At 70.8% G+C, this 12,084-nt stretch carries 12 protein-coding genes; all 12 read right to left on the bottom strand.

Annotated elements, in window-relative coordinates:
• Positions 1-114 precede the first annotated feature (114 nt).
• Complete coding sequence (locus PH203_RS41605; protein WP_289927275.1) at positions 115-954, bottom strand: creatininase family protein; 840 nt, start codon at positions 952-954, stop codon at positions 115-117.
• Between the two features lie 41 nt (positions 955-995).
• Positions 996-1,445 (bottom strand): cytidine deaminase, encoded by a 450-nt coding sequence (locus PH203_RS41600; protein WP_289927274.1) that lies wholly within the window; start codon positions 1,443-1,445, stop codon positions 996-998.
• Positions 1,442-2,206, bottom strand: coding sequence for an amidohydrolase family protein (locus PH203_RS41595; RefSeq protein WP_289927272.1), 765 nt, complete (start codon positions 2,204-2,206; stop codon positions 1,442-1,444). Before PH203_RS41595 ends, PH203_RS41600 begins: the two co-directional genes overlap by 4 nt.
• A complete protein-coding gene (locus tag PH203_RS41590; RefSeq protein WP_289927270.1) occupies positions 2,203-3,177 on the bottom strand; it encodes an oligopeptide/dipeptide ABC transporter ATP-binding protein in 975 nt (324 codons plus the stop codon). Before PH203_RS41590 ends, PH203_RS41595 begins: the two co-directional genes overlap by 4 nt.
• A complete protein-coding gene (locus tag PH203_RS41585; protein ID WP_289927268.1) occupies positions 3,174-4,190 on the bottom strand; it encodes an ABC transporter ATP-binding protein in 1,017 nt (338 codons plus the stop codon). Before PH203_RS41585 ends, PH203_RS41590 begins: the two co-directional genes overlap by 4 nt.
• Positions 4,187-4,876 (bottom strand): alpha/beta hydrolase, encoded by a 690-nt coding sequence (locus tag PH203_RS41580; protein ID WP_289927266.1) that lies wholly within the window; start codon positions 4,874-4,876, stop codon positions 4,187-4,189. The genes PH203_RS41585 and PH203_RS41580 overlap by 4 nt, the downstream gene beginning before the upstream one ends.
• Before the next feature lie 5 nt (positions 4,877-4,881).
• Entirely contained in the window at positions 4,882-5,970 is a 1,089-nt protein-coding gene (locus PH203_RS41575; RefSeq protein WP_289927264.1) for an ABC transporter permease, read from the bottom strand.
• Positions 5,967-6,908 carry an ABC transporter permease gene (locus tag PH203_RS41570; protein ID WP_289927263.1) on the bottom strand — a complete coding sequence of 314 codons (942 nt, stop codon included), beginning with the start codon at positions 6,906-6,908 and terminating at the stop codon, positions 5,967-5,969. The genes PH203_RS41575 and PH203_RS41570 overlap by 4 nt, the downstream gene beginning before the upstream one ends.
• Positions 6,901-8,490: an ABC transporter substrate-binding protein gene (locus PH203_RS41565; protein ID WP_289927262.1), complete on the bottom strand. Its 1,590-nt coding sequence runs from the start codon at positions 8,488-8,490 to the stop codon at positions 6,901-6,903. Before PH203_RS41565 ends, PH203_RS41570 begins: the two co-directional genes overlap by 8 nt.
• A gap of 1,164 nt (positions 8,491-9,654) precedes the next feature.
• Entirely contained in the window at positions 9,655-10,386 is a 732-nt protein-coding gene (locus PH203_RS41560; RefSeq protein WP_289927261.1) for a transposase, read from the bottom strand.
• A 212-nt stretch (positions 10,387-10,598) separates the two neighbouring features.
• The gene (locus PH203_RS41555) at positions 10,599-11,243 is read right to left on the bottom strand and encodes an NAD(P)H-binding protein (protein ID WP_289927260.1); all 645 of its coding nucleotides are present in this window, start codon (positions 11,241-11,243) and stop codon (positions 10,599-10,601) included.
• A 35-nt stretch (positions 11,244-11,278) separates the two neighbouring features.
• Positions 11,279-12,061: an MBL fold metallo-hydrolase gene (locus PH203_RS41550; protein WP_289927259.1), complete on the bottom strand. Its 783-nt coding sequence runs from the start codon at positions 12,059-12,061 to the stop codon at positions 11,279-11,281.
• Between the last annotated feature and the right edge of the window lie 23 nt (positions 12,062-12,084).

The following is a 12,084-nucleotide window of genomic DNA, read 5'->3' as shown; positions in this document are numbered from 1 at the left end:
GACGTGGCGGATGCCGGGTTCGCGGCGGGGCGGCGGGCCCATTGCGCGACGGGGCGGACGGAAGTCCGGGCGCCGCAGCGGTCGTTCGCTCCCGTGGGCTCGGGCGGGCGGGCTTCAGGCGGGCCGGTGCGTGGCGCTGGGCCAGGGCTCGCGCACGGCGGCCGAGACGGCGCGGGCGGTGGTGAGCACGCAGCGGTCGAACTCCGCCTGTCCGTGGGCGGCGTTCGCCTCGGTCACGTCCCTGCCCCACACGCCGGTCTCGCTGACCTGGTCCATGCGGTAGTCCCAGAAGGAGTCGACGTCGACGTGCGAGGTGGCCCGCTCCATCCGCACCAGTTCGGGTGCCAGGTGCAGCATCACGGAGGTCTCGAAATAGTTGGCGTGCATCAGGGCACGGCCGTAGGTGACATGGCCATCGACCTCCGGCCCCGGGTACATCGTCACGTACCCCAACGCCCGCACGCGTGCGTCCCGGTGACGCACCCTCAGCTTCTCGGCGGAGACGTCGAGGGCGCCGTTGTTCCAGATGTGGCCGTTGAGCAGGACGAACTGCCGGACTCCGCAGGCGTACAGGGAGTCGATCATGTCCTCGACGACGGCGATCAGCGTCTCGGGGCGCAGCGCCACCGTGCCGGCGAAGCCGCCGTGCGAGGCGGACACGCCGAAGCTCAGCGGCGGCAGCACCGGCACCCCCGTCAGCGCAGAGACGCCCAGGGCGACCGCTTCGCAGATCCGCGTGTCCACGGCCAGGGGCAGATGCGGACCGTGCTGTTCGGTGGCGCCCACCGGGATGATCACGGCGTCGTGGCCGGCGACCGTGGTCTCGGCCTCCTGCCAGGTCAGCTCCTCCCAGTGCAGCGGCGTACCGGTACCGCCGAGCTGTTCGGCGAGTGCGGGGACGTCCAGTGCGGTGGGCACGCGCAGCGCGCTCGGACCGGTGATGACGGACGGCATGGCTCTCCTTTCCTCAAGGGCTTGGTGCGGGCGGGCCGGGCTCACCAGCGGCGCCGGCTCTTCTGCGGCAGCAGGTCCAGGGCGCGGAACGCGGCGGGCCGGTCGTCGTCGACGGTGGTGATCCACACGGTGGCGTCCGGGCAGTAGTCGCTGATGAGTTCCCGGCACACTCCGCACGGCGCGATGATCCGGAACTGCCCGGCGGGCTTGATCTGCACCGACACCACCGACGTCACCGCCAGGGGCGCGCCGGGCGCGAGGGCACCGCGCGCGGTGCCCAGGGCGACGCCCTCGGCGCAGATCGAACTGCGCCGGCAGGAACCCTCGACGTGGACGCCGGTGTGGATGCGGCCGTCGGCGGTGCGCAGCGCGGTGGCGACCTCGTGGCGGTCTTGCTGCCACACCCGGGCCAGCAACTCCTGCGCGATGTTCAGGAGTTCGGCGTCCAGGTCGCTCATCTGAGCCGGGACGGCGACCGGTGCGGCGCTCATGCGTCCAGTCCCAGCAGGCGGGCCATGTTGCCGCCCTCGATCAGCGCCCGGTCCTTCTCGTCCTCGACGGCCTTGGCGATCTTCATGCGTTCGAGGTCGAAGTCGGAGCCCGGCCACTCGCTGCCCATCAGGATCTGCCGCGGCCCGAGCCGCGCGTAGGCCCGCTTGACGTCACTCATCAGCGTCGCGGACGTCTCCAGGTAGACGTGCGGCTGCCGTTCGGCGACGATGATCGCCTCAGGCACGTTCCACACGGCCCCCATGTGCGCGATGATCGTCGGCACCTCCGGGTGGTCGCGCGCGATCTCCTCGATGGCCAGCGGCGCGCAGAACGCGTCGTCGAGGGCGTTGATCAGTACCAGGAGCCCGCGCCGGGCACAGGCTTCGAACACCGGGTCCAGCAGCCCGTGGTCGGCCACGTGGTAGCCGTGCAGGCTGGGATGGAGTTTCAGTCCGACCAGGCCCGCGTCGGCGATCCGGTCGATCTCCTCGATGGCGTCGTCGGCCTGCGGCAGCACCTGCCCGAAGCCGAAGAACCGGTCGGGGTGGGCGGACACCAGCGAGGCGATGAAGTCGTTCTCGATCCGCTGGGCGAGCGAGCACACCATCGCCATGTCCACCCCGGCGGCGTCCATCCGGTCGAGGATGCGCCGCGGCTCGAACGGCGTGTACGGCGGCGGGGCCTGGCCCTTGCGCGCCCCGGTGAGGTAGTCGGAGCGGCCGCGGACGTCCTGCGTGGTGTTGTAGGCATCGATGATCAATGCGGGTCCTCATTCGCGGTGTCGAGGGGCAGGTGGCAGCGGACGCTGCGTCCGGGGGCGATCTCGCGCAGGTCCGGGTGCCGGGTGCGGCAGACGTCGGTCACCAGCGGGCAGCGGGTCTGGAACAGGCAACCCCGGGGCAGGTTGGCCGGGTCGGGCAACTCGCCCTCCAGCGGCTGCCGTTCGGTGGGCGGGCCGGGCCGCAGCACGGGCACGCTGGCCAGCAGGGCGCTGCTGTAGGGGTGGGCCGGGCCGGTGAAGAAGGCGTCGCGGGAGGCGGTCTCGATGATCTCCCCGAGATACATCACGGCGACCCGGTCGGCGATGTGCCGTACGACACCGAGGTCGTGGGAGATGAACAGCATCGTCAGGCCGCGGTCGCGCACCAGGTCCGACAGCAGGTTCAGCACCTGCGCCTGGATCGACACGTCCAGCGCCGACACGGCCTCGTCGGCCACCACGAACCGCGGTGCGGACGCCAGCGCCCGGGCGATGCCGATGCGCTGGCGCTGCCCGCCGGAGAACTCGTGCGGTTTGCGCCCGCCGGCGTCCGCCCCGAGGCCGACCAGGTCCAGCAGGTCGGCCACGGCGCGCCGGGCCTCGGACCGCTCGGCGCCGCGGGCGCGCAGCAGTGGTTCGGCAACGGTGTCGGCGACCGTGCGGCGCGGGTTGAGCGAGCCGAAGGGGTCCTGGAAGACCATCTGCAGCTCGGCCCGGATCTTCTTCAGGCGCCTGCCGCGCAGCCGGGCCAGGTCGGCGCCGAGGAAGTCGATCCGGCCGGCCGAGGGAGCCACGATGCGCAGCAGCGCGCGGCCGAGCGTCGACTTGCCGCACCCCGACTCGCCGACCAGGCCCAGTGTCTCGCCCTGGGCGATGTCGAGGTCGACATCCCGCAGCGCCAGGACCCGGCCGCCGGCCCGGCCGGGGTACTCCACCCGCAGCCCACGGGCGCTCATCAGCACCTCGCTCATACGGCGGCCCCCGTCGCGCGGGCCCGTGCCCGGGCCTTTCCGGGCAGCACACAGGCGTCCAGATGTCCCGTGCCGCCGTGCCGGCGCCGCAGCTCCGGCCGGGTGCCGCAGCCGTCGTCGGCGAAGGGGCAGCGGGGCGCGAAGCCACAGCCGGCGGGCCGCTCGACCCCGGCGGGTGGGTTTCCCGGAATCGCTGGCAGCCGCGCGGGCACCGGGCCCGCCAGCGGGGGCACCGAGCCCAGCAGGCCCATGGTGTAAGGGTGCTGCGGGTCGAAGAGGACCTCGTCGCGCGTGCCCTGTTCCACGATCCGTCCCGCGTACATCACCGCCACCCGGTCGGCGACCTCGGCGACCACCCCGAGATCGTGGGTGATCAGCAGGACGGAGGTGCCGTGCTCGCGCTGCACCCGCTTCAGCAGCGTCAGCACCTGCGCCTGGATGGTGACGTCCAGCGCGGTGGTCGGCTCGTCGGCGATCAGCACGGCCGGGTCGTTGGCCAGCCCCATGGCGATCATCACGCGCTGCCGCATGCCGCCGGAGAGCTGGTGCGGATAGGCACGCGCGGCGCGGGCGGGGCCAGCGATGCCGACCTCGCCGAGCAGGTGGACGGCGCGGGCGGCGGCGGTGGCGCGCGGTACGTCGGCGTGGGCGCGGATGGTCTCCGCGATCTGCGCGCCCGCCCGGTGCAGCGGGTTGAGCGCGGCCAGCGCGTCCTGGAAGACGACCGTCACGTCCTTGCCGCGTACCCGGCGCAGCTCCCGGTCGGACGCCCCCACCAGTTCCCGGCCGCGGAAGGAGACCGACCCGCTGATGTGGGTGCGCGGGCCGCGGTTGAGGCCGACCAGGCTCATCGACAGCGCCGACTTGCCCGACCCCGACTCGCCGACCAGCGCCAGGATCTCGCCCCTGCGCAGAGTGAGGTCGACGCCGTCCACGGCGGGCAGCCGGCCCGCGGGCACGTCGAACTGCACACGCAGATCCCGCACCCGCAGCACTGCCTCCGGCGCGGTCATACGACCCCGCCCACGGCCAGCGCGGCCCGGTGGACGAGGTCGGCGACCCGTTCGGGCCACACCAGGGTGGTGTAGTGGCTGCCCGGCACATGCTCGACCGTGGCCTGCATCCGCTCGGCCATGAAGTTCTGTATCTCCGGGCGCAGGGTGCGGTCGTCGTCGGCGACGAGGTACCAGCTGGGCAGAGACCGCCAGGCCGGCTCTCCGGTGGCCTGGGTGAAGACGAGGTTGTCGGCCTTGCGTGCCTCGGCCTCCACGACGGCTCGCTGCTCGGCCGACAGGTCCGGGCCGATCTCTGCCCAGAACTCGGGGCCGGGCTCGGACTTCCACTCGCCGTTGGGGCCGCGCCGCATGTACTTGGAGATCTCGGCGGGCTCGTAGCGCTCGACGATCTCGTTGACGGTTTCGCCCTCGTCGGGTGCGAACGCGGCGATGTAGACCAGCCCCTTGATGCGCGGGTCGCGTCCGACGTTGGTGATGACGGCGCCGCCGTAGGAGTGCCCGGCCAGCAGCACGGGGCCGCTCGTCGCTTCCAGCGCGGCCGTGGTCTGGGCGATGTCGTCCGCCAGGGAGGTCATGGGGTTGGTGACCGTGAACAGGCGGTGTCCGCGGGCGGTGAGCAGCGGCTGCACCGCCGACCAGGTGGTGGGCCGGCCGCCGGCACCGTGGACCAGCACGATGTCCATCAGGATCATCCTTTGCGTAGGCGTGGGTCGAGGACCGTGTACAGCAGGTCGACCGCGTGGTTGACGAGGGTGAACAGCAGGGCGATGGCGAGGGCGGCGCCTTGTACGACCGGGTAGTCGCGTTGCAGCACGCCCTGGACGAGGAGGTGACCGACGCCTGGGTAGGAGAAGACGGTCTCGGTGATGACGGAGCCGCCCAGCAGGGAGCCGAATTGCAGGCCCAGGACGATGACGATGGGCAGCCAGGCGTTGCGCAGGACGTGGCGGCGTACCACCGCGTGTTCGCTGAGGCCCTTCATGCGGGCGGTGCGCACGAAGTCGTCGCCGAGCACGTCCAGGACGGAGGCGCGCACGATCCGGGTGATGAACCCGGCCATCGACAGCGCGAGGGTCACCGCGGGCAGGATGAGGTGCTGCAGCCACGGCCAGACGAGTTCGGGCCGGTTCTGCAGGATCGCGTCCAGCAGCACGAAGCCCGTCGTCGGCTGGTAGTCCAGGGTGCTGGGGAGTCGCCCCAGCACAGGCAGCCAGCGCAGCCATACGCCGAACACGACGATGGACAGCACGCCGAGGGCGAACCAGGGCAGGGAGAAGCTGACGGTGGCCACGGCCCGGGTGGAGGTGTCGAGCCAGCTGCCCCGGCGCAGGGCCGCGACGACGCCGGTGACGACGCCGAGCAGTACGGCGACGGCCATGGCGGCGAGGGTGAGTTCCACGGTCGCGGGCAGGGCGTCGCCGAGCAGGCCGAGGACGCTGTTGGAGCCGTAGAAGGAGGTGCCAAGCCGCAGGTGGAGGAGGTCGTCGAGGAAGTGTCCGTACTGCGCCAGCAGCGGCTGGTCGAGGCCGAGTGCCTTGGTCACGCGTTCTTCGTTGGCGTTGAACTGTTCGGCGGAGGCGGTGTTCCCGCCTGCGGCGAGGGAGGTCGCAGGGGAGCCCGGCAGCAGCCGTATCGCCACGAACACCAGGGACGACAGGGCGAACAGCACGAGGGGGATGACGGCCAGCCGGCGCAGGAACGTGCCCGTGGCGCCGGACAGCCAGGAGGGCCGTGGCAGTCGGGGCGGACGCGGCCGGGCCAGGGTGCCGGCGCTCATGCCGTCCCCCTGGGGTCGAGGGCGTCGCGCAGGTCGTCGCCGACGAAGTTGCAGGCCACGACGTACAGCAGGGTGAGCGTGGCGGGCAGCACCACCAGCCGCGGGGTGGTGTAGAGGAACTCCTGTCCGGCCTGGACCATGTACCCCCAGTCCGGCTGCGGCGGCTGGATGCCCAGCCCCAGGTAGGACAGTCCGGCTGCGAACCCGGCCGCGACGGACAGCGTCATGACGATCTGCGCGAGCAGCGGTCCGCCGATGTTGGGCAGTACCTCGCGCAGCAGGATGCGCGGCACGCTCGTGCCGCCGATCCGGCAGGCGACGACGTAGTCCTTAGCGGCCTCGCGGGCGGTGAGGGTGCGTGCCAGGCGGGCGAGGCCGGGGGCCAGGGAGGCGCCGATGCCGAGGATCAGACTGACCGTGCCGGGTCCGGCGGCCGCCACCAGCAGGATGACCAGCAGGATGGAGGGGAAGGCCAGAGCGAGGTCGACCAGCCGCATCAGCACCTGTTCCAGGACGCCGCCCGCGTATCCGGCGACGAGCCCGACCAGGGTGCCGACGACGGCCGCCAGGGCGGTCGCCGTGAAGGACACCAGCAGCAGCGGCCGGGCGCCGTGCACGAGTCGGGCCAGTTCGTCACGGCCCAGGTCGTCGGTGCCCAGGGGGTGCCCCGGGGAGCCGGGGGCCAGCAGTGCCGAGGAGGTCTGCCGCAGCGGGTCGCCCTGCACCAGCAGCGGTCCGAGCAGGGCGGTGAGCACCACCGCGGCCAGCAGCAGCCAGGCGAGCAGGGCGGGCCAGGAGCGGGCCACCGGGCGGTGGCGTAGCGCTTCGAGAAGTCGGCGGTGGAGCGGGCGAGTGGGGGGCGGGGGCGGGGAGGCCGGGGGAGTGGGTGCCGCGGCCCGCGCCGGTACGGCGTCGACCGCGGCGCCGGTCTCAGACACCGGCCTTCTCCATGTAGCAGCGGTGGTTGGCCAGCGCGTCGGTGTTCATGCCCTTCACGTTCGAGCCGCTGACGACCAGGTTGCTGAAGCAGGCCAGCATCGACAGGACCATGAACTCCTCCGCCCAGCGGCGCTGGATCCTGGTGTAGGCGGCGGTGCGCTTCTTGGTGTCGGTGAGGTTCTTGGCCGTGTACAGGTCGGCGGCGAGGGAGGAGGCGCCCTTGAGAGTGTCCATGCCGGAGAGCTTGGAGCCGTAGAGGCTGGTGGGGCTGGCCAGCGAGCCGACCATGTCGTCGGGGTCGGGTACGTAGGTGTTGCGCTCCCAGATCATCAGGTCGTGGTAGTCGTCGTCGGCGTCGAGGAGCCGGCTGAAGTAGGTCGCTGGGTCCACCGAGGTGGTGGCGACCTTGAAGCCGACGTCGGTGAGGTTCTGGGCGATGATCTGGGCCGCCTTCGGGTGCCAGGAGTCGCTGGCCGCCATCAGGCGCAGGGTGCGCCCCTTCGCGCCGGCCTCCTCGACCAGCCGCTTCGCCTGTGCGGTGTCCTGGGTGCTGATGTCGGCCAGGGCGGTGTCGTAGCCGGTCTGGGCGGGCGGGATGGCGTAGCCCCTGGGTTCGGCACCGATGCCGTAGAACGCCTGCTGGAGGATCGCCTTGCGGTTGATGGCGAGGTTGATGGCCTTGCGGACCTTCAGCTCCGGGACCCGGCGGGCGTCGATCATCATGATCGCGTTGGCGTTGTGCGGGGTGTCGTACACCTTCACCGCGCTGTCCTTGCGCAGTTGCGAGACGGACGAGTAGGGGGCGAACTGCGTGGCGGAGACGTCGCCGCTGAGCAGGGAGCTGACGATGGTGGAGGGGTCCTGGACCTGGCGCAGCACCAGCCGGTCGATAGGGGGCTTGCCGAGTCGGAAGCCGTCGAACGCCTTGAGCGTGATGGACTGCCCCGAGGTGGCGGCGGAGAAGGCGAAGGGGCCGGTGCCCACGAGGTGCTTGCCGATGTCGGCGCCGTACTTGTCCAGCGCGGCCTTGGAGATGATGCGGCCGCCGATGTCGGAGAGCTTGCCGAGCACGGTGCGGTCGGGCCTTTTCAGCACCATCTTGACGGTCATGTCGTCGGGTGCGGTGAGCGAGGCGACGTTGGTGCCCATGCTGGCGAGCGGCCGGGTGGCGCCCTTGGGCAGGGTCTTGTCGTCGGGGTCGAACTGCCGGCCGAGGCTGGCGAGGACGTCGGCCGATGTCAGGGTGGTTCCGTCGTGGAACTTGACGCCTTCGCGCAGGGTGAAGGTGTACGTCAGTTTGTCATCGGATATGGTCCACTTCTTCGCCAGATCCGGTGTGGGCTCGTTCGTCTCGAAGGAGATGAATGTCAGGCCGCGGCAGATGCAGTCGACGGCCATCCAGTCGCCCAGGGACGTGTAGAAGGCGGGGTCGTTGACGGCGCTGGTGGCGTCGATGGCCAGGGTGAGGGTGCCGCCCTTGCCGCCCGCGCTCGCGTCGTCGGCCGCGGCGCCGCAGGCGCTGAGCAGGGCGGGCAGCCCGAACCCCACGCCCACCCCGAGCAGGCCGGCGCCCCGGAGCATCGTCCGGCGCGAGACTTCGTGCGGGGCGCTTGCCGATACCGGCGACGAGGCGGCAGAGGTCGAGGGCGATCCAGGTGTGTGGTCCGGCATGGGGCCTCCTAGGGCACCGATCCTGAGATGGATGAAATCTGCGTCGGATTGGATCCAAAAACATGCTCAGTGGCTCCCGATTCCCCCTCGTGTCCCGCGAGTTAAAGGCGTGTGAAGGGATGCCTGTGCGGTCACCGTGTCCGGAACGGGTCCGTGGCCACCACCTCGCCCGTCACCGCGTCGGTGCAGCAGATCCTCGACTCCGCAGTCCGGCGAACCATCGCTTCGCGGAACTGCTGTCGTGCTGGCCGTACCGATACGACGAACTCGAAGTCGAGTCGAAGCGGGGCGGACTCCGGACGGAAATGAGCACGTTCAACCCCTGAGAGGCCGAGAACTACATGGTGGTGGCGAGCAAGGTAGACAACGGGCGCGCAGTCCCTGGCTGGACCGCACGGTTGCTCGCAGGAGGCTTGCGTCTCATCGCCAGATCCGGTGAACGGCTCGCAGCCGTGGACGACGACTCGGTGCACCCCCGGTCAGGCTGTCGGCCCGCGAGCAGGATGAGCTCGGTGAAGTACTGCTGTGGCGGCTGTTTCGGACCGCCCGCCCGGAGTAGTCGACGGATCTTGTGCTGGAGCGCGAGCAGGGCGGGGCCGGGCTGGTGATGGTGCAGTGGGTCGTGCGCGAGCGGTGCCCCGCAAGGGGCGCCGGGCCAGCTGGTCGGGATGTCCTGAACCGTGGAAGAACGGCAGTGGGCAGGGTGGACTCCGGACGCGGCGGGACGGGGAAACAGCTGGGCTCTGCTGCTTCAGTTAACCGGTTTGTGGCAGTGAGGGCAGAGGCGTTCTAGGAACACCTCGTGGAGCAGGCAGGCGAAGCCGACCGTTAAACAGGCGGTCCTCGACCAGGCCAGCGTTGTGCTGGAAGCGGCGGGTAGCCCGGTTCTGCACCCAGTACCCCTCCAGCGTGCGCACCATAAGCGTCCCAGCCCTCCCCGCGCAGCCCGCCATCAGACACCGCGTGAGCGGAGGGCCCAGGGGATTGCCGCAGCCGTCGCACATCCGCACCGCCGCCGTGCCCGGTGCAGGCTGGAACCGGTACGCCGTGCGCACCAGCTCCTTGACATACGGCTCACTCTTCGGCGTCGCCGCAGGCATCGCCCGTACCCGCTTGAGCACGTCCAGATTGCTCAGGACCGGGTGGTGGACCAGCAGCCGCAGGTCCACATACGCGGCCTGGATTTCCTCCTGAGTGCGGCCGTTGGCCTGCGCGGTGGCCATCAGCAGGGAGCCCCCAGTCCTCATCGACCAATTCATCCAGCAGGTGCGGGGACGTGCCGGCGACTTCTTCGAGTGCGGCGCGGACCGCCTCGGTGATCAACTCCAGACGGGTCAGGTCACGCACCGCGGCCAGGATATGGGTGGAGTCGGTGCGCTGCGTGGTGCGCTCGCGCACCAGTCCAGCCTCCTTGAGCCGGGCCAGTGCGAGGTCCAGGAGGCGGTCGGCACGGCCGTCTTCGGCGAGACGGATGCGGAAGTCTGCCAGCACACTGTGGTGGAAGCCGGGATCGTCCAGCTCCATGGCCATCGCGTACTTGAAGTCGATGCGGCAGCGGACCGCTTCAGCGGCCTGCCGGTCGGACAGGCCGAGCAGGAATTGCAGTACGCAGATGGTGGCCAGCTGAGCGGGCGAAAGCCCCGGACGTCCGTCCCTGGGGTACCAGTCGGCGAAGTCCTCGTCGCACCACAGCCCGTCCAGCCGGTCACGTACCCATATCGCCGTCGTACCAGCAGGGTTGCTCGCCCGCGCGACCCGCGCAGTCAGAGGCGGAACATGCGCACCGGAACGGGGACGCAGGGACAACGGGCACCTCGATAACTGCATCGATCGGCGGAACCACCCGAGCATGCCCGTCGATCCTGCTGCCGCACCGGGAAACTCCAAGATCCCAGACAGAGTCAAGCTGAGAGTCCTCCGGGCTACCCGGGAAACTGCTTCGGTCGGTTGCGCGGATGTATGGCGGCCTCTGGCTGCCCGCGCACGCCACGCCGCCAGGGGCCGTCATGGCTGGTTGTTCAGTAGCCGACGGTGAAGCGTCGGTTGAGGTGGCGGGGGTTCTCGATCTCGTCGACGAGTGCGGCGGCGTAGTCTTCGTAGGAGATGCGGGCCTGGCCGTCGTCGCCGACGACAGGGTGGTCGAGGCCGGTGCGGTAGTGGCCGGTGCGCGTGCCGGGGGCGAAGTGGACCGGGGGCGGGGACAGGTAGGTCCAGGTCACGTCGTCGCCGAGGGTGAGGTAGGCGTCGAGTGCGCGGATCTGGCCGATGGCGTAGGGCTTGAACTCCTCCGGGAAGCCGGGGGTGTCGAAGAAGCGCACGCCCTCGCTGTTGAGAAGGCTCGCGCCGCCGCCCATGTGGATGATGCGCGGGCCAGCCGGGCCCAGGTCGCGGACGGCCGATGCGGCGGCGGAGACGGCGTTCGTGTAGAGGGCGGCGTCCGGGCCGCCGACGGTCAGCACGATCGCATCGGCGTCCTTGGCGTGGGCGGCGACGGACTCGAGGTCGGTGACGTCGCCCGCGGCGGCCTGCACGCCATCGGGGAGGACCGACAGTGCGTCGAGATCGCGGACGACGGCGGTGACCTGGTGGCCGCGGGCGGCGGCCTCGGCGACGACGCGGGAGCCGGCCTTCCCGGCGGCGCCGAACACGATGATCCTGCTCATGAGGTGATCCCTTTCGCTGGAGGGCTGAAGAAAAGTCAGGCGTTATCGGTGCCGAAGAGGTACTGGTTGCCGATGTCGATCAGGAACGCGCCGCCGAAGCCGGGATGGCGCGCCGTGATGGCCCGCTTGTACGCCTCGCCGTCGTCGCCGAGCAGCTCTGCCGCGTCGGTGAGGTAGCGGCGCAGCTGGTCGAAGACCTCGGGGCCGGCGGGCAGGCCGTGGCCGGGCAGGACGGTGTCGTAGGCGGGGTCGGCGGCGAGCTGTTCGACGGCCTTGGTCCACCCGGGAATGTCGTTGTTGCCGAGGAAGAGATGGGTGGCGTGGTAGACGAGGTCCTGGGCTACCAGGACGCCCTGCTCGGGAAGTTTGATCGCCAGCTGGTCCGGGGCCTCGCCGCCGTAGTGGGCCTCGAAGACGAATAGGATGCCGTCGATGACCTCAGTGCCCGGTGCCACGTCTATGGCCGGCGTCATGTCGGCGACCGGGATCACGGCACCGGTGGGGTCCTGGCCGTCGCCCTGGGCGGCGATCTGCTCGCGTACCGCGGCCAGCGCGTGCACGGGGGCGCCGAAGCAGGCGGCGCCGTGGAAGTGGTCCGGGTGGGCGTGGGTGATGATCACCCGGTCCAGTGGCTTGCCGAGGCCGCGCGCGTAGGCGACGACCTCGTCGGCGTAGGCCAGGGCGTACTGGGCGTCCACGGCGATCAGTCGCGCCGGGGTCTCGATCAGCTGAGTGGTGACGTTCAGGCTGTCATCGGGGGCCATGTAGCTGTGGATGCGCACCGCGCCCCTGTCGATGACCGTCATGGTGCCGTTCATGGTCTGCGTCCTTCTGGTGGGTC

This window comes from Streptomyces sp. S.PB5, from assembly GCF_030403745.1.
Classification (GTDB): domain Bacteria; phylum Actinomycetota; class Actinomycetes; order Streptomycetales; family Streptomycetaceae; genus Streptomyces.
Note: the sequence above shows the minus strand (reverse complement) of the source record. Positions and strands in the feature narration are given on the sequence as shown.

Coding starts and splice junctions, on each gene's coding strand:
- PH203_RS41605 (WP_289927275.1), bottom strand. CDS start 954: ATGCCGTCCGTCATCACCGGTCCGAGCGCGCTGCGCGTGCCCACCGCA.
- PH203_RS41600 (WP_289927274.1), bottom strand. CDS start 1,445: ATGAGCGCCGCACCGGTCGCCGTCCCGGCTCAGATGAGCGACCTGGAC.
- PH203_RS41590 (WP_289927270.1), bottom strand. CDS start 3,177: ATGAGCGAGGTGCTGATGAGCGCCCGTGGGCTGCGGGTGGAGTACCCC.
- PH203_RS41585 (WP_289927268.1), bottom strand. CDS start 4,190: ATGACCGCGCCGGAGGCAGTGCTGCGGGTGCGGGATCTGCGTGTGCAG.
- PH203_RS41580 (WP_289927266.1), bottom strand. CDS start 4,876: ATGGACATCGTGCTGGTCCACGGTGCCGGCGGCCGGCCCACCACCTGG.
- PH203_RS41575 (WP_289927264.1), bottom strand. CDS start 5,970: ATGAGCGCCGGCACCCTGGCCCGGCCGCGTCCGCCCCGACTGCCACGG.
- PH203_RS41565 (WP_289927262.1), bottom strand. CDS start 8,490: ATGCTCCGGGGCGCCGGCCTGCTCGGGGTGGGCGTGGGGTTCGGGCTG.
- PH203_RS41555 (WP_289927260.1), bottom strand. CDS start 11,243: ATGAGCAGGATCATCGTGTTCGGCGCCGCCGGGAAGGCCGGCTCCCGC.
- PH203_RS41550 (WP_289927259.1), bottom strand. CDS start 12,061: ATGAACGGCACCATGACGGTCATCGACAGGGGCGCGGTGCGCATCCAC.